Annotated in this window: 20 protein-coding genes; 11 read left to right on the top strand and 9 right to left on the bottom strand. The window is 72.5% G+C overall.

Annotation, left to right across the window (positions count from 1 at the left end):
- Nucleotides 1–4 precede the first annotated feature (4 nt).
- Nucleotides 5–883, top strand: a complete 879-nt coding sequence (locus ACGGAQ_RS18400) for an aminotransferase class IV (protein WP_393050659.1) — start codon at nucleotides 5–7, stop codon at nucleotides 881–883.
- Nucleotides 884–887: 4 nt separating this feature from the next.
- Here ACGGAQ_RS18400 and ACGGAQ_RS18395 read toward each other — a convergent pair whose 3' ends face one another.
- Complete coding sequence (locus ACGGAQ_RS18395) at nucleotides 888–1,478, bottom strand: FABP family protein (protein WP_393050656.1); 591 nt, start codon at nucleotides 1,476–1,478, stop codon at nucleotides 888–890.
- A 55-nt stretch (nucleotides 1,479–1,533) separates the two neighbouring features.
- Complete coding sequence (mtfM, locus tag ACGGAQ_RS18390; RefSeq protein WP_305076120.1) at nucleotides 1,534–1,638, bottom strand: small membrane protein MtfM; 105 nt, start codon at nucleotides 1,636–1,638, stop codon at nucleotides 1,534–1,536.
- A gap of 12 nt (nucleotides 1,639–1,650) precedes the next feature.
- On the opposite strand from mtfM, the gene ACGGAQ_RS18385 reads away from it, so the two are divergent.
- From ACGGAQ_RS18385 to ACGGAQ_RS18375, 3 genes are all read left to right on the top strand, one after another.
- Nucleotides 1,651–2,025 carry a DsrE family protein gene (locus ACGGAQ_RS18385; protein WP_354859829.1) on the top strand — a complete coding sequence of 125 codons (375 nt, stop codon included), beginning with the start codon at nucleotides 1,651–1,653 and terminating at the stop codon, nucleotides 2,023–2,025.
- Between the two features lie 82 nt (nucleotides 2,026–2,107).
- A complete protein-coding gene (locus ACGGAQ_RS18380) occupies nucleotides 2,108–2,488 on the top strand; it encodes an SCP2 sterol-binding domain-containing protein (RefSeq protein WP_393050652.1) in 381 nt (126 codons plus the stop codon).
- Nucleotides 2,485–4,539 carry a glycogen debranching N-terminal domain-containing protein gene (locus ACGGAQ_RS18375; RefSeq protein ID WP_393050649.1) on the top strand — a complete coding sequence of 685 codons (2,055 nt, stop codon included), beginning with the start codon at nucleotides 2,485–2,487 and terminating at the stop codon, nucleotides 4,537–4,539. Before ACGGAQ_RS18380 ends, ACGGAQ_RS18375 begins: the two co-directional genes overlap by 4 nt.
- A 19-nt stretch (nucleotides 4,540–4,558) precedes the next feature.
- On the opposite strand, the gene ACGGAQ_RS18370 is transcribed toward ACGGAQ_RS18375, so the two are convergent.
- Both ACGGAQ_RS18370 and ACGGAQ_RS18365 read right to left on the bottom strand, forming a co-directional pair.
- A complete protein-coding gene (locus ACGGAQ_RS18370; protein ID WP_393050646.1) occupies nucleotides 4,559–5,419 on the bottom strand; it encodes a hypothetical protein in 861 nt (286 codons plus the stop codon).
- A gap of 70 nt (nucleotides 5,420–5,489) precedes the next feature.
- Nucleotides 5,490–6,020, bottom strand: a complete 531-nt coding sequence (locus tag ACGGAQ_RS18365; protein ID WP_393050644.1) for a winged helix-turn-helix domain-containing protein — start codon at nucleotides 6,018–6,020, stop codon at nucleotides 5,490–5,492.
- 232 nt (nucleotides 6,021–6,252) lie between these two features.
- Here ACGGAQ_RS18365 and ACGGAQ_RS18360 point away from each other — a divergent pair, with 232 nt between their 5' ends.
- On the top strand, nucleotides 6,253–10,638 hold the full coding sequence (locus ACGGAQ_RS18360) for a S8 family serine peptidase (RefSeq protein ID WP_393050642.1): 4,386 nt from the start codon (nucleotides 6,253–6,255) through the stop codon (nucleotides 10,636–10,638).
- Between the two features lie 112 nt (nucleotides 10,639–10,750).
- On the opposite strand, the gene ACGGAQ_RS18355 is transcribed toward ACGGAQ_RS18360, so the two are convergent.
- From ACGGAQ_RS18355 to ACGGAQ_RS18335, 5 genes are all read right to left on the bottom strand, one after another.
- Nucleotides 10,751–11,071, bottom strand: coding sequence for a DUF1416 domain-containing protein (locus ACGGAQ_RS18355; RefSeq protein WP_393050640.1), 321 nt, complete (start codon nucleotides 11,069–11,071; stop codon nucleotides 10,751–10,753).
- Between the two features lie 6 nt (nucleotides 11,072–11,077).
- Entirely contained in the window at nucleotides 11,078–11,926 is an 849-nt protein-coding gene (locus tag ACGGAQ_RS18350; protein WP_355135609.1) for a sulfurtransferase, read from the bottom strand.
- Between the two features lie 209 nt (nucleotides 11,927–12,135).
- Nucleotides 12,136–12,213 carry an Ms5788A family Cys-rich leader peptide gene (locus ACGGAQ_RS18345; protein ID WP_310503780.1) on the bottom strand — a complete coding sequence of 26 codons (78 nt, stop codon included), beginning with the start codon at nucleotides 12,211–12,213 and terminating at the stop codon, nucleotides 12,136–12,138.
- 116 nt (nucleotides 12,214–12,329) lie between these two features.
- Nucleotides 12,330–13,118: a DUF2993 domain-containing protein gene (locus ACGGAQ_RS18340; RefSeq protein ID WP_393050637.1), complete on the bottom strand. Its 789-nt coding sequence runs from the start codon at nucleotides 13,116–13,118 to the stop codon at nucleotides 12,330–12,332.
- A gap of 105 nt (nucleotides 13,119–13,223) precedes the next feature.
- A complete protein-coding gene (locus ACGGAQ_RS18335; protein ID WP_393050635.1) occupies nucleotides 13,224–14,279 on the bottom strand; it encodes a hypothetical protein in 1,056 nt (351 codons plus the stop codon).
- Nucleotides 14,280–14,520: 241 nt separating this feature from the next.
- Between ACGGAQ_RS18335 and ACGGAQ_RS18330 the strand changes: the two genes are divergently transcribed.
- The 6 genes from ACGGAQ_RS18330 (at nucleotide 14,521) to pstA (ending at nucleotide 20,879) form a co-directional block, all read left to right on the top strand.
- Nucleotides 14,521–15,240, top strand: coding sequence for a response regulator transcription factor (locus ACGGAQ_RS18330; RefSeq protein ID WP_179781168.1), 720 nt, complete (start codon nucleotides 14,521–14,523; stop codon nucleotides 15,238–15,240).
- Between the two features lie 150 nt (nucleotides 15,241–15,390).
- Nucleotides 15,391–16,272, top strand: coding sequence for a polysaccharide deacetylase family protein (locus ACGGAQ_RS18325; RefSeq protein WP_393050633.1), 882 nt, complete (start codon nucleotides 15,391–15,393; stop codon nucleotides 16,270–16,272).
- A 63-nt stretch (nucleotides 16,273–16,335) separates the two neighbouring features.
- Nucleotides 16,336–17,262: a mycothiol synthase gene (mshD, locus tag ACGGAQ_RS18320; RefSeq protein WP_393050630.1), complete on the top strand. Its 927-nt coding sequence runs from the start codon at nucleotides 16,336–16,338 to the stop codon at nucleotides 17,260–17,262.
- Nucleotides 17,263–17,553: 291 nt separating this feature from the next.
- Nucleotides 17,554–18,660: a phosphate ABC transporter substrate-binding protein PstS gene (gene pstS, locus ACGGAQ_RS18315; protein ID WP_393050627.1), complete on the top strand. Its 1,107-nt coding sequence runs from the start codon at nucleotides 17,554–17,556 to the stop codon at nucleotides 18,658–18,660.
- A 39-nt stretch (nucleotides 18,661–18,699) separates the two neighbouring features.
- Nucleotides 18,700–19,794, top strand: a complete 1,095-nt coding sequence (gene pstC, locus ACGGAQ_RS18310; protein ID WP_393050624.1) for a phosphate ABC transporter permease subunit PstC — start codon at nucleotides 18,700–18,702, stop codon at nucleotides 19,792–19,794.
- Nucleotides 19,791–20,879 carry a phosphate ABC transporter permease PstA gene (pstA, locus tag ACGGAQ_RS18305; RefSeq protein ID WP_393050622.1) on the top strand — a complete coding sequence of 363 codons (1,089 nt, stop codon included), beginning with the start codon at nucleotides 19,791–19,793 and terminating at the stop codon, nucleotides 20,877–20,879. The genes pstC and pstA overlap by 4 nt, the downstream gene beginning before the upstream one ends.
- Nucleotides 20,880–20,894 lie beyond the last annotated feature (15 nt).

Here is a 20,894-nt window from a genome sequence, read left to right as displayed (position 1 = left end):
CCTCATGGCGACGTCCTTCACCGGGCAGGTTCCGGTCGGCCCGACCGCGCGGATCGCCGTGCTCGGGCACGGCCCGGTCCCGGCCGCCGAGCCGGTGGTACGCGGCGACGACCGTGGCGTCCTGCACGGCGACGGGCTCTTCGAGACCATGCATCTGCGCCAGGGCCGGCCGTGGCTGCGCGACGAGCACCTGGCCCGGCTGGCCGCGTCGGCCGCCGCCATCGAGCTGGCCCTGCCGGACGCCGCCACGCTGACCGACCTGCTCGACAAGATCTGCGCGGGCTGGCCGGCGCGGGTCGAGGGGGCCTTGCGGCTGGTCTGCACCCGGGGCCCGGAGGCCGGCGCACCGACGGTCTACGCCACGCTGAGCGAGGTGCCGGCGGCGGCGCGGGTGGCGCGACGGGACGGGATCAGCGTCGCGCACCTGCCGCTGGGGGTGCCCGCCACCGCCCGCGCCGAGTTGACCTGGCTGCCCACCGGGATCAAGTCCACCTCGTACGCGGTCAACAGCGCCGCCCGCCGCTGGGCCCGCGCCAACGGGGTGGACGACGTGCTCTGGGTCTCCTCCGACGGGTACGCCCTGGAGGGGCCCACGGCCAACGTGGTGTGGCTCACCGGCGACACGCTTCGCACGGTGCCGGCCGCCACCACCGGCATCCTGCCCGGCACGACCGTCGCCTGGCTGCTCGCCCACGCCGGCGAGCTGGGCCTGAGCGCCGCCGAACGGATGGTCACCCCGGCCGAGCTGCAGGACGCCGACGGGGTGTGGTTCGCCTCGTCGGTGCGCGGGCTCACCGAGGTCCACACGCTGGACGGGGTGCGCCGGGACCGTTGCCCGCGCACCCCCGCCCTGCAAGCGCTGCTGGGCTTCTCCGTCGACTGAAGCGTCAGCCGCCGACCCGGACGAGCCGGGCCGAGAGGTGCGGGCTGAGTGGTTGACCCATCGCCGCCATCTCCTGGGCGTAGAGCAGCGCGCCCTCGACGATGCCGAAGAGCCGGTGCCCGCCGGTGACCTCCTTGGCGGTCGCCGTCCGGACCACCGCGTCGGTCGCGAACTCGACCTGGGTGCCGGTGCGCTTGCCGAGGTGCAGCTCCATCACCCCGGTGGGGGTCGTGAGCAGGGCCTCCAGCTCGTCGGTTGCCCGACCGTCCACCAGCACCGGTCGCCACCAGCCGACCTCACGCCCGGCCGGGCGGACGGGCCTGCTCTGCTCGTCGAGGATCCAGGCGCGCGACTCGTAGTGCAGGAACGGCCGGCCGTCGTGGCTGATCCGGATCTCCTGCGCGTAGTCGAAGTCCTCGATGGTGGGGAAGCCACCCTTGCCCCGGCCGCGCCACAGACCGATGTACGGCAGCAGCCCGTCCAGCGCCGGGTGCAGCTTCGGGCCGACCCGCAGGTCGTGACTCTCCTCGAACGGGTACTCCTCGACCGGCGGCGCGTTCAGCCACGGCGGCTGCAGCGGGTTCTCGTCGCTCACCGTGCCACCTTCGTTCGCGACTGCGGGGCTCGCAGACCCGGCTCACTCCTCGCGCTCACCAACGTCCCCTCGAAATTTTTACTGCCAGGTAGACCAGGCCGCCGGCGAGCCCGCCCAGGCCGGCGACCAGCAGGCTGACGAACCCGATCTCGGTAACCATCGTGACCATCCTATGCTGGGCCTCATGGCCCGCTCTCTCGTCGTCAAGGTCACCGCTGGGGCGGACGCCCCGGAGCGGTGCGCGCAGGCGTTCACGGTCGCCGCCACGGCGGTCGCGGCCGGCGTGGACGTGTCGCTCTGGCTGACCGGGGAGTCGACCTGGTTCGCGTTGCCCGGCCGCGCCCAGGAGTTCGAGCTACCGCACTCCGCGCCGCTGGCCGAGCTGCTGCACGTCATCCTGACCAGTGGTCGGGTGACCGCCTGCACCCAGTGCGCGGCCCGGCGGGAGATCGGCCCGGACGACGTACTGCCCGGTGTGCGGATCGCGGGCGCCGCGGTCTTCGTCGAGGAGGCGTTGGCCGAGGGCACGCAGGCGCTGGTCTACTGACCACCTGCACACCTCCGGGCGACGGTATGCGCGGAGTCCCGATACCGACCCGACATCTCGGACAGCTGCCTACGATTCGACTGTGACCGAGGCGACGGAGAGGTTCTTCGAATCGCTGCCGACGCGTGCCCCCGCGATCCTGGGCGGCCTGGCCACGGGGACCCTGCAGATCGATCTCGGCACCGATCGCCAGACCGAACACTGGCTGGTCCGGATGCGGCCGGGAGCGGTAGAGATCAGCCGCCAGCGGGGCCCGGCCGACGCCATCTGGTACGGCAGCTCGGCCCTGTTCGACAGGCTGATCAGCGGCGAGGCCCAGGCGCTCGCGGCGGTACTGCGCAACGAGAGCACCTTCAGCGGTGACGTGGTGCTCTTCCTGGCCTTCCGCCGCTTCTTCCCGAACCCGCCGGGCACCCGCGACCCGCGCGAGGTGGCCCGGGAGGCAGTCGGGCGGCGGACGTGAACGATCTCGTCAGCATCCTGGACGGCAACACCTTCCTGGTCAGCGACCGACGCGGAGACATCGAGCCGTCCTTCGCCTTCCCGACCGGGTTGTTCTCCTTCGACACGCGTTTCCTGTCCAGTTGGGTGCTCACCCTCAACGGCGAGCGGCTGCACGCCCTCTCGATCGACGACAGCCAGTCGTACCGGACGACGTTCTTCCTCGCTCCCGGCGAACCCACCCACTACCTGGACGCCAAGTGGTCGATGATCCGCAGCAGAGAGATCGGGGGCAGCTTCGACGAGGAGCTGACCGTGCTCAACCACTCCGGCGAGGAGGGTGAGTTCACCGTCCGGATCGAGATGGGCAGCGACTTCGCCGACCTGTTCGAGATCAAGCACGCCCGGGAGAAGGTGGGGCGGACGACGGTCGCGGCGACTGACAACGAGCTGCGGTTGACGTACCGGCGGGAGGCGTTCCACCGGGAGACCGTGATCCGCTCCACGGTGCCGGCGCAGGTCGACAACTCCGGGATGACCTTCCGGGTCCGGATCGACAGCAACAGCGAGTGGACCACCCGGCTGCACGTCTCCACAGTCGTCTACGGAGCCCGGGGCGAGGACATCCGGGCCACCCTGCCGTACGCGGGCAGCCGCAGCGGGGACGCCATCCGCGCCGAGCAGCAGGAGCTGATCGACCGGGCGCCGAAGCTCGGCTGTGACTGCGAGCCGCTGGCCGGGGCGTACCGGCGCAGCCTCAACGACCTGAGCGCGCTGCGCTACGAGTCGATCGCCCTGGGCGTACGGCTGATCGCCGCCGGGCTGCCGTGGTTCATGACCCTGTTCGGTCGGGACAGCATCATCACCTCGTTGCAGGTGCTGCCGTTCCTGCCGGAGCTGATCCCGCCGACCATCCTCATGCTGGCCGGTCTCCAGGGGCACCGGGTGGACGACTTCCGGGACGAGGAGCCCGGCAAGATCCTGCACGAGCTGCGGTACGGCGAGACCGCCGGCTTCGAGGAGCAGCCGCACTCGCCGTACTACGGGTCGGCCGACTCGACCCCGCTGTTCGTCATCCTGATCGACGAGTACGAGCGCTGGACCGGCGACACCGCGCTGGTCAAGCGGCTGGAGCCGCACATCCGGGCGGCCCTGGAGTGGATCGACACGTACGGCGACCTGCTCGGCACCGGCTACGTCTGGTACCGGACCCGCAACCCGGAGTCCGGGCTGCAGAACCAGTGCTGGAAGGACTCCTGGGACGCCATCTCGTACGCCGACGGCCGGCTGCCGGGCTTTCCCCGGGCCACCTGCGAGTTGCAGGGCTACGCGTACGACGCGAAGATCCGGGCCGCCCGGCTGGCCCGGAAGGTCTGGAACGACCCGGCGTACGCCGACCGGCTGGAGCGGGAGGCGGCGGCGCTCAAGCAGCGGTTCAACCACGACTTCTGGATCGCCGACCGGGAGTACTACGCGCTCGCCCTGGACGCCGACGGCCGGCAGGTGGACGCGCTCACCTCGAACATCGGGCACCTGCTGTGGAGCGGGATCGTGGACGAGTCCCGGGCCCGCAAGGTGGTCGACCACCTGCTCGGGCCGCGGCTCTTCTCAGGCTGGGGGGTGCGGACCCTCGCCGAGGGCGAGGGTGGGTACAACCCGATCGGCTACCACGTGGGCACCGTGTGGCCGTTCGACAACTCGATCATCGCCTGGGGCCTGGGCCGGTACGGCTACCGGGAGGAGGCCGGGCTGATCTGCGACTCGATGCTCGCGGCGTCCCGCTACTTCGACGGGCGGCTGCCGGAGGCGTTCGCCGGCTACGCCCGCAGCCGCACCGGCTACCCGGTGGAGTACCCGACCGCGTGCAGCCCGCAGGCCTGGTCGAGCGGCACCCCGCTGCTGTTGCTGCGGGTCATGCTGGGGCTGGAACCGCAGGGCGAACACCTGATCATCGATCCGGCTGTGCCACCGGGCATGGGCCGGGTGGAGCTGCTGGACATTCCCGGCCGCTGGGGTCGCGTGGACGCGTTGGGTCGCAGCCGAGGCCCGCAGGATCAGCAGACGGGCGGCTGACCCGGGCCCGACGTCCGGCTCAGGCGGGGCAGCCGACGGTGGCGGCCACCCGTGCGGTGTCCGGGCCGAGTTCGGCAAGCACGGTGACGTCGCCGGTGCGGTACGCGTACAGCGGGGGGTTGTCCAGCAGTGGGGTGCCGGCGGCCAGCGGGGCGAGCGCGCCGGCGGCGGCCGGGCCGGGCCCGGCGGCGGACCGTGCGGTACGGGCCACGGCGCCGCCGGGGCACGGCGCGGTGACCAGGTCCGGCGCGGCGTCGGCCGGACGGTCGAGCGCGGTCAGGGCAGCCATCAGGGCCGTGGCCTCCGGGCCGGCGCCGGTGGCCGGCTTCGGGTCGTAGCCGGCGCCCAGCGGCCGGCAGCCGGTGTCGACGGTCAACCGGAGCCGGCCGTCCCCGGTCGGTCGTCCCTCGACGGCGACGAAGTCCCCGGCGTCGGCGTGCAGTTCGGGGCCGTCCAGGCCGGGGCCGACTCCGGCCCGCCAGGTGGACGGCAGCCGGTCGGCGATGCCGGTCAGCACGGCGCGCTCGGTGCCGGCGGGCGCGAGCACGCCGACCTCGCGGCGCAGCGCCGCGCCGTCGGAGAACGGGGTGACTCGGCAGCCGGCGTTGACCCGCACCGGGCCCAGCTCCAGCAGCGCGGCCGTGCCGGCGGCCCGGGCCAACTCACCGACCGCCCGGTCGACCACCGGGGCGGCCTCGTCGAGGGAGCGCTGTTCGCGCACCGTCGGCGGGTCGTCGCGGACCGACATCCAGGCGAGCCCGGCCAGCAGCACGGCCCACAGCACGGCCGCGACCAGCAGCCAACGCCGCCCACGCCGGGCAGGTGCCGGCGCGGCGGGATCGCTCGACGGGGCCCAACCCGTCTGGACAGCACCGCTCACCCGGCCATGGTGTCACGGGCGGTCCGCCGCACCGGAGGCAGCGGTCGGCAGCCGGGGCGGCGGCCGAGGGTCAGGTCGGCCGGGGCGGCGGATCGAGCCGGTAGCCGACCCCGCGCACGGTGTGCACCCGCGGCCCGCCCGACAGCCCGTGCAGCTTGCGCCGGAGCCGCTTGATCGCGGTGTGCAGGATCGCCGTGTCGCCGAGGTACGCGCCGGCCCAGACCGCGGCGAAGAGCTGCTCGTAGCTCCACACCACCAGCGGCGGACCGACGAGCCGCGCGAGCAGCTCCCGTTCGGTACGGGTGAGCGGGAGTGGATCGCCGCGCCAGGTGACCAGGTGCCCGGCCCGGTCGACGACCAGCTCACCCCAGCTGACCCGCCCCTGCGGCGGGGCCGGCGGGGTGGCCGGTGTCGAGCCGCCCGACGGTGGGAACAGCATCGCCCGCAGCTGGGCCAGGTCGGCGCAGGTCACGACCGGCCCGATCCCGTCGAGCTGCCGCAGCACCCGCTCGCGCACCGAGGCGTCCGCACTGACGCAGACGACGATCGGGGCCTCTGTACCGGGCACGCCGACTCCGCCCGCACCACCCGCGATCACCATCCGACGATAGTGACGTATGCCGATGTATTTCGGGACCCCATCCACGGTCGGAATGACGCCACGTCACTGACCAGGTACTGACCGGCGTTATTCACTGAGCACCGTCCGAACACGCCAGAGCGTGACTGTCAGCGGACGTGGGGGCGCCGCCCACTCCACCCACCCGCTGCGCGGCCGTCCCGGCGGTGCGCGCTCGTCCCGAACCCATCGGGACCCAACGTGGGGAGGAAAAGTGCTCCGACCATCAACCCTGAGGTCCGCGCTGTGGCGGACGGCCGTGGCGTGCTGCGCCGCCCTGCTGGCCTTCACCGCGCAGCCCGCGGTGGCCGCCCAGGCCGCGCCCGCGCCGACACCGGCCCGCGTGGACCAGCGTCTGCTCCGCCAGCTCGGCACGACGGGCAGCGCCAGCTTCCTGGTCTACCTGCGGGACACCGCACCGCTGGTGCGGACGGCGAAGCTGCGTGACCCGGACGATCGGGCGCGCGAGGTGCACCGGCTGCTCACGGCCACCGCCCGGCGCACCCAGAAGGGTCTGCGCTCGCTGCTCACCACCCGCAAGGCGCCGTACACCACGTACTGGATCGCCAACGCGGTGCGCGTGACCGGCGACCGCGCGCTGCTCGACCAGATCGCCAAGCGACCCGAGGTGGCCCGGATCGAACCCAGCCGCAGCTACCCCCTGCTCCGGCCGGCACCGGCCACCGGCAGCCGCGTCGCCCCCAACGGCGCCGAGTGGGGACTCACCAACATCAACGCCCCGCGGGTGTGGAGCGAGCTCGGCGACCGTGGCGAGGGCGTGGTGGTCGCCAACATCGACAGCGGCGTCCAGTACGACCACCCGGCACTGGTGGGTGCGTACCGCGGCAACCTCGGCGGTGGCGCCTTCGACCACAACCACAACTGGTACGACCCGGCCGGCGGGTGCCCGAGCGCCGCGCCCTGCGACAACTCCGACCACGGCACGCACACCATGGGCACGATGGTCGGCGACGACCACGCCGGCAACCAGATCGGCGTCGCCCCCGGCGCGAAGTGGATTACCGCGAAGGGCTGCGAGACGGACTCCTGCACCGACTCCTCGTTGCTCGCGGCCGGCCAGTGGGTGCTGGCCCCGACCGACCTGAACGGACAGAACCCCCGCCCCGACCTGCGCCCCGACGTGGTCAACAACTCCTGGGGCGGCGCCGGCGGCGACCCATGGTTCCAGCAGACCATCGCGGCCTGGCGGGCGGCCGGCATCTTCGGAGTCTTCTCGGCGGGCAACGACGGCCCGGACTGCGGCAGCGCCGGCTCACCCGGAGACAACGCCAACGCGTACGCGGTCGGCTCGTACGACGTGCACGACGCGATCTCCGACTTCTCCGGCCGGGGCGACGGCACCGACGCGCGGTCGTACAAGCCGAACGTCGCCGCTCCGGGCAGCGACGTGCGTTCCAGCGTCCCAGGCAACTCCTACGCGGCCTTCGACGGCACCTCGATGGCCGCGCCGCACGTCTCCGGCACGGTCGCGCTGCTCTGGTCGGCGGCACCGATCCTCAAGGGTGACATCACCGCCACCGAGGAGTTGCTGGACCGGACCGCCCGCGACGTCGACGCCACCGCCTGCGGGGGCACCGCCGCCGACAACAACGTCTTCGGCGAGGGCCGGCTGGACGCGTACGCGGCGGTGCAGGCCGCCCCGCGCGGCGCCTTCGGGCGGATCACCGGCACGGTCACCGCCGCCGGTGACGGCGACCCGATCGTCGGCGCGACCGTCGGCGACGGCACCCGCAGCGCCTCCACCGGCGCGGACGGCCGGTACGCGCTCACCCTGCCGGCCGGCGAGGCCACGGTCACCGTCAGCGCCTACGGGTACGCCGGGCGGACGGCCACCGTCACCGTCACCGAGGGCGGCACGGTCACCGAGGACTTCGCCCTGGCGGCGAACCCGTCGGTCACCGTGAGCGGCCGGGTCACCGACGGCTCGGGGCACGGCTGGCCGCTCTACGCCCGGGTCGAGGTCGCCGGCCGTCCCGGCGGACCGGTGTTCACCGACCCGACCACCGGGAGGTACTCGTTCACCGTGCCGGGCGACACCACGTACCGGCTCACCGTCACCGCCCGCTACCCCGGTTACCGCACGGCCACCCGGGACGTGGTCACCGGTGCCGGGCCGGTCACGGCCGACATCGCCGTACCGGTCGAGACCGCCTGCACGGCGGCCGGTTACACCGGCAGCTTCGGCACGCCGCTGCTGGCCGAGAGCTTCGACGGCGCCGCCGAGCCGGACGGCTGGTCGGTCCGCAACCGCACCGAGGACGGCGGCTGGACCTTCACCGACGCCGGCGAGCGGGGCAACCTCACCGGCGGCAGCGGCGCCTTCGCCATCGCCGACAGCGACCGTCTCGGCTCCGGCAAAACCCAGGACACGGACCTGGTTACCCCGACCGTCGACCTGCGCTCCACACCCGCGCCGGTGCTGCGGTTCCACAGCGACTGGCGGGCGGTCGGCGTCACCGACGCCGCCGACGTGGACGTCTCCACCGACGGCGGTGCCAACTGGACCACGGTCTGGCACCAGACCAGCAGCCGGCGTGGACCACTGCTCGAGGAGGTGCCCCTGGATCCGGCGGCCGGGGCCCCCGCCGTGCAGGTCCGGTTCCGCTTCCACGGCACCTTCGCGTGGTGGTGGCAGGTGGACGACGTGCAGCTGGTCAACCGCGACTGCGTGCCGGCCGCCGGCGGTCTGGTGCTCGGCGTGACCACCGACCGCAACACCGGCACGCCGCTCAACGGGGTAACGGTGGTCAGCGCCGACCGGCCGGCGGACCGCGGGACGTCGGCGTCGACAGCGGACGACCCGACCCTGCCGGACGGCTTCTACTGGCTCTTCTCCGGGCTGACCGGGGCGCACCGGTTCACGGCCAGCCGCACTCCGTACCAGGCGACCACGACGACGGCGACGGTGGCCGCCGACGACGCCCGGCGGCTGGACGTCGCGCTGGCCGCCGGCAGGCTCACGGTCACACCGACAAGCGTCCAGTCGTACCAGCCGTACGCCAGCACCCGGACCACGAAGCTGACGGTCCGCAACACCGGCAGCGCGCCGGCCGCCGTCAACCTGGTGGAGCGCAGCGGACGGTTCGACCTGCTGTCCAGGGCCGGTGCGCCGCTGCGGGAGCAGCGGATGAAGGGGATCAGCAAGGCCCGCACGGGCACCGCGTACGGCGGGGCGGGGACCGGGGCCGAGGCGGCGCCACGGGCGCAGGACGCGTGGACCGGCATCGCCGACCTGCCTGCCGGCGTCTACGACAACGCGGCGGCCACCCTCGACGGCACGGTCTACTCCGTCGGCGGTGGCGGCGGCAGCGGCCTGGAACGCAAGGCCTGGCGCTACGACCCCGACACGGACGCCTGGACCGCGCTGCCCGACCTGCCGACCGCCCGGGCCAAGCCGGTCGCGGCGGCCGTCGGCGGCAAGTTGTACGTCCTCGGTGGCTGGGGCGCCGACGACAACACGGTCGCCTCGGTGGACGTGTTCGACCCGGCCACCCAGAGGTGGAGCACGGTGGCCGGGGCGACCAACCCGTTCCCGGCGGCGGCGGCCGGTGCCGCGGTGACCGGTGGCAAGGTCTACCTGGTCGGGGGCTGCCTGGACAACGACTGCACCGACTCGGACCGGCTCGTCGTCTTCGACCCGGCGACCGGCGCGTTACACACCGGCGCGGCCTACCCGCACCCGGTCTCCTGGCTCTCCTGCGGCGGGATCGGCGGCGCGATCTACTGTGCCGGCGGCACCGGCGGCACCGCGTACACCGACGCCTACCGCTACGACCCGGCGGCGGACGCGTGGCGCCCGCTGCCGAACCTGCCGGTGGACCTCTGGGGTTCCCAGTACACGGCGGCCGGTGACCTCCTGGTCCTGGCCGGCGGGGTCACGGCCGCGTCGACCACCGTGACCAACCGGACCATCGCGTACGACCCGGTGGCCGGCAGTTGGCGCGACCTGCCCAACGTCCAGTTCGGCCGGTACCGGGGCGCCGCCGCCTGTGGCGCGTACAAGATCGGTGGTTCGCCGTCGTCCTTCGTGGGCTCCGCCGAGAGTGAGCGGCTGAGCGGCCTGGACCTGTGCGAGGGGGAGGCGGACCTCCCCTGGCTCGCCACGACACCGGGCGCCTTCACGCTGGCCCCGGGCGCCTCCCGAACGGTCACCGTCAGAATGAGCGCCACGGTCGCGGCCGGCGTGGACCAGCCGGGCACCTACTCCGGCGAGCTGGGCGTCGCATCCGACACGCCGTACCGTGTCTCCGCGGTGCCGGTGCGGATGAGCGTGTCGCCGCCGGCGAGCTGGGGCAGGATCCAGGGCACCGTCACCGGCGTCACCTGCGCCGGGGCCACCGTCGGGGTCGCGGCGACGGTCCGGGTGAACCGGGTGGGCACGACGACCGGCTACACCCTGACCGCGAACGCTCAGGGCCGGTACGTCTGGTGGCTGCCGAAGGGCCGCTACGAGGTGATCGTCGCCAAGGACGCCTGGGTGCCGCAGACGCAGCGCACGCGGATCGAGGCGGGCATCGTCGACACGCTCGACTTCACCCTCGATCCAGCCTCGTCCTGCACGAAAGCCACCGGCATCTGACCCGACACGCGTGGATGGCCGGCGACCTGTAGGCCGCCGGCCACCCGCGCTGACGACGACCGGGGCCGGCCACCCAGGAGGGTGACCGGCCCCGATCGATCAGAGCAGTGGGTCAGGCGACGGTGACGGTGACCTCGTTGATGCCCCGGCCGGCGGTGACGGCGGCGTCGCCGTTGCCGTGCCGGGACAGCGCCCGCAGCGTCCAGGAACCGGGCGCGGCGAAGAACCGGAACTGGCCGGCCGCCGAGGTGACCACCTCGGCGGTGAACTCACCGGTCGAGTCGAGCAGCCGGACGTACGCGCCCGGCACGGCCTCGTCCGCCGCCGAGCGGACGATGCCGGTGATGACGGTTTCCTTCTCCAGGTCCAGGCTCGTCGGCAGCGGCGCGGCCTGGTCGGGTGCGGCGCAACCCGCAGCGGTGGGAGCAGTCATGGCGGATCAGGCCTCCCCGGGCTCATCGCCGAGCGCGACCGGCACGCCGACGAGCGAGCCGTACTCGGTCCAGGAACCGTCGTAGTTCTTCACGTTGCGGTGGCCGAGCAGCTCCTGCAGCACGAACCAGGTGTGCGAGGAACGCTCACCGATCCGGCAGTACGCGATGGTCTCCTTGCCGTCGTCCAGCCCCGCGTCGCCGTAGATCCTGCGCAGCTCGTCGTCGGACCGGAAGGTGCCGTCCTCGTTGGCCGCCTTGGACCACGGGACGCTGATCGCGGTCGGGATGTGACCGGCCCGCTGCGCCTGCTCCTGCGGCAGGTGCGCGGGGGCGAGCAGCCGGCCGGCGAACTCGTCGGGGCTGCGCACGTCGACCAGGTTCTTGGTGCCGATCGCGGCGACGACCTCGTCGCGGAAGGCCCGGATGGAGGTGTCCGGCTCCTGCGCGACGTACTGGGTCGCCGGGCGGGCCGCCGTCTCGGTGACCAGCGGACGGGCGTCCAGCTCCCACTTCTTGCGACCGCCGTCGAGCAGCTTCACGTCGCGGTGGCCGTAGAGCTTGAAGTACCAGTAGGCGTACGCCGCGAACCAGTTGTTGTTGCCGCCGTACAGGATCACGGTGTCGTCGTTGCTGATGCCCCGCTCGGACAGCAGCGCCTCGAACTGGGTCTTGTTGACGAAGTCCCGGCGGACCGGGTCTTGGAGGTCGGTCCTCCAGTCGATCTTGATGGCGCCGGCGATGTGGCCGGTCTCGTAGGCCGAGGTGTCCTCGTCGACCTCGACGAAGACGACGCCCGGGGCGTCAAGGTTCTTCTCGGCCCATTCGACCGAGACGAGTGCGGTGTCGCGACTCATCGAATCACTCCCTGGTGAGGATGGATGGTGAGCCAACGCGCGAATATCGATGGGTTGAACTGTCGCACCGCGCGCGGGACCCAGCGGAAGGACGGGATCACGGGTTCGTGCGACGGCGCCGCTGCCGGGCGTTCGGTGGGATCACCGGAAAGGGTCGAGGACCCTGCGTGCCGGTGGCCGCCGTCAGGCGGCCAAAAACAGCCCCGCCGTCAGATGACAGGGCGACACAGGCAGGTGGCCACGCGGCACAGGTCGACCGCGCGCCGTTTGGTGAGGTGGGTCCCCATGAGCACGGAGCCTACCAGGCAGTGACGGCGCTGCCACTGGACCGACCACCATCCGGGATCGTCCGGGCTGCGGGGCCGATGAGGCGTCCCAGCGGCCCGGACGATTGACGCGCCGCTCAGCTGGCGGAGTTGATCGGTACGTTCTTCGCGTCGGCGGTGACCGCCAGCCCTTCGGGCAACGGCCGGACCTCCCGGACCACGAGCTGGAACGGCAGGTCGGGCAGCGGCACGTCGACGGAGATGCCCTCGGCGTACCTGCTCAGGATCGTGCGGGCCAGCGGCAGGTTCGGCAGGCCGGCGGCGTCCAGTTTGCTGAAGCGCAGGGCGACGGCGCCGTTCTTGGCGACGGTGACGTCCGCGGTGCCGCTGACCGTGAACTTCTGGCCGAGGATGTCGACCGGGGCGGTGACGGCGAGCTTGCCGCCCTGCTCGCCGAGGGTGAGCCCGGGTCGGTTCAGCAGCGCGGCGAGGCTCTCGTAGCTGATCGTGCCCGTGCCGTTGACCGTGTCGGCGACGACGTCGCCCTGCCCGGTCCGCAGCGTGTCGAGTGAGGCCCGCACGTTGCGGGCGTCCACGTCCAGCACCGGCAGCCGTACGGCGTCACCCTCGACCGACGCCTGCACGTCCCGCAGCGTGATGGAGATCCGCTCGTACCGCCCGTCCAGCACCTGGGTGAGGAACGGCGTCCCGGCGACCTCGACGTCGGGCTTGGCCGACTGCGCCCCCTGCTTGCTGACCTCCTGGCTGACCCGCTCGGCGATGAGCCGCTCGGCCACGCCGACCGCCACGCGGTCGGCGACCACCAGCAGACCCGCCACCACCAGGAGCAGGACGACCAGGCCGATGAGCAGCTTGCGACCGCGCCGTCGGGGCCGGGTCTCGTCAGCCGGATACTCCTGGGCCACGCCGCCTCCTGTCTCCGCCCGCCGCGATGCGGCGGGACGTCCGAACCGGTGCCGCAGCGCGGCGCACCCGTAGGTACCCGACCGACACCGGCCTCAACCGTGGGCTCAGAGGAACAGCATGCACATGGCGTACGCCGCCGGTGCGGCCAGGGCGAATCCGCCGAGCGGACCCTGCATGTGCCGGGCGACCCACATGGTGGGCGGTTCGCCCGCCATCAGGCGACCCGCCTCCGCGTACCCCACGGCGAGATCGGAGAGGACGGCGGTGACGGCAGCGACCAGGCCGATCACCGCGGCCCGGGTCGGCGTGAAGGGAGCCACCAGATAGCTGCCGAGGATCGCGCTGCCCAGCGTGCCCACCATCGCGCCGGCGACGACGCCGGCCGCGCCCCGGGGCACCTGCGGGGCCAGCCGGGGCCACGGCAGCACGGCGTCGGTGAGCCGGGCGATGGTCAGCGCGACCCCGCTCGCGGTCAGGCAGACCGTGATCGCCTGGGTGCCGGCCGGGATGCGGCTGAGCACGATCAGGGTGCCGAAGGCCACGACCCCGACCACGATGAGCAGTGTGGCGCCGAGTGAATCGGTGACCCGGACCCGGTCGACGCGGCGGACCAGTTGGCCGAGCACGGCGGCGAGGAAGCCGCCGACGGCCAGGTAGCCCAGCGGCGCCAGACCGGCGACGTCGCTCTGGACGGCGGCGATGTCGGCGGCCGCGGCGACCGCCGCGCTGATCCCACCGACCAGCAGCAGCGCGGGTGGGCGCATGGCCATCGTCCAGGCGAGCACGAACAGCAGTTGGACGCCGAAGACGATGAAGGCGAACGGCAGGCGGTGACCCGGCCCGGACGTCTGCGCGCCAAGCACCAGACCCACCCCGAGCAGCGCGGCGAAGCCGGCGATGGTCAAGGCCAGCGGGCGGTGCACCTCGACCGGAGCGACGGGCTCCTCTTCCGGCTCGTCGACCTCGTCCTCGGAACGACGGGCTGGTTCCCCGGCACGACGGGCCCGGCGCGGCCCACCCCGTTCACGGCGTTCGCCGTCGGCGACGGCCGGTCCGGTGCGCGGCGCGGGCGGATGGCCACGGGTCGGAGCGGCCGGACCCGGGCGGGGACCGTCGGACCACGATTCGCGGCCGGCGTCGGGCGAGGTGGAGGGAAACACGCCCCGATCGTGCCAGATCGGCTGCCCGTCGCGACGGTCACGGGTTTCCGCAACGTTAAAACCTGCGCCGCGATCAGGGGCAAGCTAGACAAACGGGAAATGACTCGAAGGCGCGGCCGAGGCGATCGGTTACGCTCAACGCGTTACCCGCCCGTCAGCGACGCCGGGACCACGCTATTTCTCAGCGCACTCTGCCACGAGTGTGTCTGGTCGCGTGCGGCGTTGCGCCGCCGGGACGGAGGTGATCGTGGAGATCCTGCTGCTGGTGACCGCGCGCGCAGGGGAACCGTCGGCTGTGCTGCCGGCGCTCGACCTGCTGCCACACTCGGTTCGCACCGCGCCGCGCGACGTCCGCACCCTGGTTGCCGGGCCCAGCCCCGACGCGGTGCTGGTGGACGCCCGGTCGGAGCTGAGCGAGGCCCGAGCGACCTGTCGGATGCTGCACGCCACCGGGCTCGGGGTGCCGCTGGTCGCGGTGGTGACCGAGGCCGGTCTGATCGCGCTGAACGCGGACTGGGGCGTCGACGACGTGATCCTCGCGTCGGCCGGTCCTGCCGAGGTCGAGGCTCGACTGCGGCTCGCGGTCGGCCGACTGAGCAACGCGACCGCCGGCGCCGGCGGCTCGATCCGGGCCGGCGAGCTGACCATCGACCCCGACACGTACGCCGCCAAGCTGAAGGGCCGCCCGCTCGACCTCACCTACAAGGAGTTCGAGCTGCTGAAGTTCCTGGCCCAGCACCCGGGCCGGGTGTTCACCCGCGATCAGCTGTTGCGCGAGGTCTGGGGCTACGACTACTTCGGCGGCACCCGGACGGTGGACGTGCACGTCCGGCGGCTGCGCGCCAAGCTCGGCTCGGAGTACGAGTCGATGATCGGCACGGTCCGCCAGGTGGGTTACAAGTTCGTCGTCCCGCCGTCGCGTTCCCTGCCCGAGGCGGAGCACGCGCCGCTGCCCGTCTGACCCTCAGCCCGGAGCGATTTCCTATATGCCCCTTTTGCGCGGCTCGCCAGTCCTATTCTGACTGCCGGGTTTGTCGGAAAAGGGGGCGACGGTGCGGGCAGTTAGCATGGGGGCGAGGGGCCGGCGCGTCCGGCCGGCCGGGCGGAAGCCGTGACGCGGGTCAGCTCGACCGCGCGCGCGGCAGTGATCGTGACGGCTGTGGTGGCCGCCCTGCTCGGCTCGGCGTACGTGCTGGGCCGCAGTCTCGTCCCCGACCAGACCCAGCGGCACGCCACCGGTGTCACCACCGAGGGCGACGGGCCGCACTACGCCGACCAGACTCCCGAAAGGTCCTCGACCGGCACCCCGACCGGCATCCCTACCGCGGGCCAGAGCGCCGGCGCGACCGAGGCCGGCCAGGACGGCTCGGGGCAGAACGCCAGCGACGACAACCTGTTCGGCGCCCACACGGACACCGGCAACGCCCGACTCGCGCTGACCTTCGACGACGGGCCGGACCCGCGCTACACCCCGCAGGTCCTCGCGATCCTGCGCGAGTACGACGTCAAGGCCACGTTCTGCGTGGTGGGCGAGAACGCCCAGGATCATCCCGACCTCATCCAGGCGATCGTCGCCGACGGCCACACCCTGTGCAACCACTCCTGGCACCACGACGTCACCCTGGGCAACAAATCCGCCAACCAGATCCGCGCCGACCTGGTACGCACCAACGAGGCGATCCGGGCGGCGGTCCCGGACGCCCCGATCGTCTGGTACCGCCAACCCGGCGGCGCCTGGACGTACCCCGTGGTGTCGGTGTCCCAGCAGCTCGGCATGACCCCGCTGCACTGGTCGGTGGACCCGTCGGACTGGCAGGCGCCCGGCGCCAGCAAGATCGCCGCGACCGTGCTCGCGCAGGTGGAACCCGGTGCGGTGGTCCTCATGCACGATGCCGGAGGCGACCGGCAGGGCACGGTCGACGCGCTGCGCCGGATCCTGCCCCAACTCGGCGCGCGATACGAGCTGGAGGCACTGCCCACCGACCCGACGTGAGCCACGACCCCCTCCTCGGGCGACAGCCGGGGGCGCCCGAGACGCAGCGGCTACGGTGACCCAATGAGCAGCGCGGAGCCGACCAGCGACCAGGTGACCCGGACCGACCGACTGGCCCCGACGGAGATCGCCGACGTGCTGGCCCTGGCGCGTACGGCGGGCGACACCGACGGCGCGGACCCGCTCGACGAGCACGTCCTGCTCCGCCTGCGCGATCCGGAGGCGCCGGCCGTGCACCTGCTGGCCCGGGCCGACGACGGCACCCTCACCGGGTACGCCCACCTGGACACCACCGACCCGGTGGACGGGATCGGGGTGGAGCTGGTGGTGCACCCCGCGTACCGGCGGCGGGGCACCGGTCGGGCGCTGGCCCGGGGCGTGCTCGCCTCGGCCACCGGGCCGCTGCGGGCGTGGGCGCACGGCGATCACCCGTCGGCGGCGGCGCTCGCCGTGGACCTCGGGTTCACCCGGGCGCGCGTGCTCTGGCAGCTCCGCCGGCCGTTGGCCGCCCCGCTGGGCGAGCCGCGTCTGCCCGACGGGGTGGCGCTGCGCGCGTTCCGGCCGGGGGCCGACGACGCGGCCTGGCTGGCCCTGAACGCGCGGGCCTTCGCCGAGCATCCCGAGCAGGGGCGGTGGACCTCGGACGACCTGCGGGTCCGCCTCGCCGAGCCGTGGTTCGACCCGGCCGGCTTCCTGCTCGCCGAGGAGACCTCGACCGGCCGGCTGCTGGCCTTTCACTGGACGAAGGTGCACGAACGGCCCGGGTCGGCCCGCATCGGCGAGGTGTACGTGCTCGGCGTGGAGCCGACCGCGCACGGTGGCGGGCTCGGTCGGGCGCTGACGACCGCGGGGCTCGCGTACCTGCGGGACAAGCGCGGCCTCGACCGGGTGATGCTCTTCGTGGACGACTCGAACACCGGGGCGGTCGCCCTGTACGAGCGGTTGGGTTTCGCCCGCTGGTCCGCACACATCAACTACCACCTGGGCTGACCGCCAGCCGTCGCCCCGACCGAGTCACCGGCGGGTAACGACCGAGCATCGGCGGGATAACGCCGAACCGGAAATATACCCATACTTCCGACAGGTGTGCCCGAGTTCACTTAACGGACAACTCACCCTCAGCAAGCGGTCACCTCGGGGGCCGTACGTGTTCACCTTGCGTTCACTTGCGACCGGCGAACCGGCTACCTGGCACTTCTAACTTTCGTGTCAGCCGGTCAGTGCCGGTCCTCGGGCCCCGGCATCGGGGCACCAAGTCAGACGCGAAGGGAAACCCCTCAGGTGAAGCTCCAGCGGTACGGCACTATTGCCTGCCTCGCTCTTGCCGCGACGCTCGGCCTCAGTGCATGCGGCTCGGACAACAACGAGCCCACTTCCGGCGCCAGCGCCTCGGGCTCCGCCGCCGCGGTCGACTGCGGTACCGGCACGGTCAACGCCCAGGGCTCGTCGGCACAGAAGAACGCCATGGCCGAGTGGATCAAGGCGTACCAGCAGAAGTGCACCGGCACCACGATCAACTACGAGGCTTCCGGCTCGGGCGCTGGCATCCAGGCGTTCATCGCCGGCACCGCCGACTTCGCCGGCACCGACTCCGCGCTCAAGCCGGAGGAGCAGCCGCAGGCCGACGCCAAGTGCGCCGGCGGCAAGGCCATCCACCTGCCGATGGTGATCGGCCCGGTGGCCGTCGCCTACAACGTGAGCGGCGTGGACAACCTCCAGCTCAAGCCGGCCACCCTGGCGAAGATCTTCGCCGGCAAGGTCACCAAGTGGGACGACGCGGCGATCAAGGCCGACAACCCGGACGCCAAGCTCCCGGCGACCGCCATTCAGACCGTCCACCGCTCGGACGAGTCGGGCACCACCGACAACTTCACCAAGTTCCTCTCGAAGACCTCCGAGGCGGACTGGACGCTGGGCAACGCCAAGGCCTGGAAGGCCCCGGGCGGCACCGGCGCCAAGGGCTCGGACGGCGTGGCCAGCCGGGTCAAGGGCGCCGACGGCTCCATCGGCTACATGGAGTGGTCGTTCGCCGAGAACGCCGGCCTGAAGATGGCCAAGATCGGCAACGGCAACGGCGAGTTCGCCGCGCTGACCGCCGAGGCCGCTGGCAAGACCATCGCCGGCGCCAAGATCGATGGCCAGGGCGACGACCTCAAGCTGTCGATCGACTACAACACCAAGGAGGCCGGGGCCTACCCGATCGTCCTGGCGACGTACGAGATCGTCTGCAGCAAGGGCCTCGCGGCCGACAAGCTCAAGCTGGTCAAGGGTCTGCTGGGTTACGCCGCCAGCGCCGAGGGCCAGAACTCGCTGACCGACCTCGGCTACGCCCCGCTGCCGGAGACGGTCCGCACCAAGGTCGAGACCGCGGTCAAGAACCTCTCCTGACCCGACCCCACCACCTCCGCAACCGAATCGAGCGAGCAGATGGGTGAAACCCCTCACCGCTCGGCCGACGCCGGCACCGGCGGGACGCGCGTGACCCAGAGTCACGAGTGGCCCGCCGGTGCCTCGGCGCGTGTGGCCGAGGCACCAGTCAGCACCCGTTCCCCGGGCGGCACCGGGCTGGGCGGCGGCGGCGGCGCGTTGCCGCACAGCCGCAAGTTCGGCGCCGAGCGGGCCTTCCGCGGTCTCACACTGGCCGCCGGCACCGCCGTTCTGGTCATCATCGCCGCCATCGCGATCTTCCTGATCGCCAAGGCGGTGCCGGCCCTGCGCGCCAACACCGAGAACTTCTGGACCTACGAGGGCTGGTCCCCCAACGAGCCGCAGCCCAAGTTCGGCATCGGCACGCTCGCCTTCGGTACGGTGCTCAGCTCCGCGCTGGCGCTGCTGATCGCGGTGCCGGTGGCGTTGGGCATCGCGCTCTACCTCTCGCACTACGCGCCGCGCCGGCTGGGCACCGCGCTCGGCTTCCTGGTCGACCTGCTGGCCGCCGTGCCGAGCGTGGTCTTCGGCCTCTGGGGGCGGGACGTCTTCAGCAACCCGGTCCGGGACTTCTCGGTCTGGCTGAACGAGCACGTCGGCTGGATCCCGCTCTTCGGCGGTGACGGCCCGTTCGGTGCCTCGATCATGCTGGGTGCCCTGGTCCTCGCGATCATGGTGTTGCCGATCATCACCTCGCTCTCCCGCGAGGTGTTCCTCCAGACGCCGACCGCGAACGAGGAGGCCGCCCTCGCGCTGGGCGCCACCCGCTGGGAGATGCTCCGCACCGCGGTGCTCCCCTACGGTCGCCCCGGCATCATCGCCGCGGTGATGCTCGGTCTGGGTCGGGCGCTCGGCGAGACCATCGCCCTGGCGCTGACCCTCGGCATCACCTTCGGCATCTCGTTCAACCTGATCCAGAACGGCGGCAACACCATCGCCGCCAACATCGCCAACGCGTTCGGCGAGGCGAACGAGACCGGCCGTGGCGCGCTCATCGCGTCCGGCCTGGTGCTGTTCACCATCACGCTGATCGTCAACATCACGGCGCGGGCGATCATCTACCGCCGCCGGGAGTTCACGGAGTCGGCCGCATGACCACAACCGTCACCTCCCACCGCACCCGCCCGCCGGCCCAGCCGGCCTCGCTGCGGGCCCGGCGGCTGCCCCGGTACGCCGCACCGGCCGTCGCCGTGGCGGCCCTGGCGCTCTCCGCCGCGCTCGTCTACGGCACCGGCATCGGCGGCCCGGTCCTCGTCGTCGTCCTCGGCGCGATCCTCTATCTGGTCGGGCTCTTCGCCGCGGCCAACGCGGTCGAGGGCCGTCGGTCGGCCCGTAACCGCACCTGGAGCGCGCTGATCCACTCCGCGTTCGTGCTGGCGGTGCTGCCGCTCGTCTCGGTCGTCTGGACGCTGCTGAGCAAGGGCACCGAGCGGCTGGACGGCACCTTCTTCCAGACCTCGATGAACAACATCGGGGCCCGGGACCCGAACGGCGGCGCGTACCACGCGATCGTCGGCACGCTGGAGCAGGTCGGGATCGCCACCCTGATCACCGTCCCGCTCGGCGTTCTCTGCGCGATCTACGTCGTCGAGTACGGGCGGGGCAAGTTCGCCTTCGCGATCCGGTTCTTCGTGGACGTGATGACCGGCATCCCGTCGATCGTCTCCGGCCTCTTCGTGCTGGCGTTCTGGGTGCTGGTCGTGTCGCCGTGGTTCAACGACGGCCGGCCGAGCTTCTCCGGCTTCGCCGCCGCGCTCGCGCTGAGCGTGCTCATGCTGCCCACCATCGTCCGGTCCACCGAGGAGATGCTCCGCCTCGTCCCGCCGCCGCTGCGCGAGGGCGCGTACGCGCTCGGCATTCCCAAGTGGAAGACCATCCTGCGGGTGGTGGTGCCGACGGCGCTGCCCGGCATCGTCACCGGCGTCATGCTCGCCATCGCCCGCGCGGCCGGCGAGACCGCGCCGGTGCTCCTGGTCGCCGGCGGCGGCGCCGCGATCAACACCAACCCCTTCGAGAACAACCAGTCGTCGCTGTCCCTCTTCGTCTACCAGCAGGCCGGTGACGCGTCGAAGTACGCGCCGGCACGGGCGTGGACCGCGGCACTCACCCTGGTCGCCCTCGTGCTCATCCTGACGATCGCGGCGAAACTGCTGGCCCGTCGCAACAGGCTCAGCCGATGAACCCCGGAGGTACCA

The organism is Micromonospora sp. NPDC047557 (assembly GCF_043205095.1).
GTDB lineage: Bacteria > Actinomycetota > Actinomycetes > Mycobacteriales > Micromonosporaceae > Micromonospora.
This window is presented reverse-complemented; position numbering and strand designations above follow the sequence as displayed.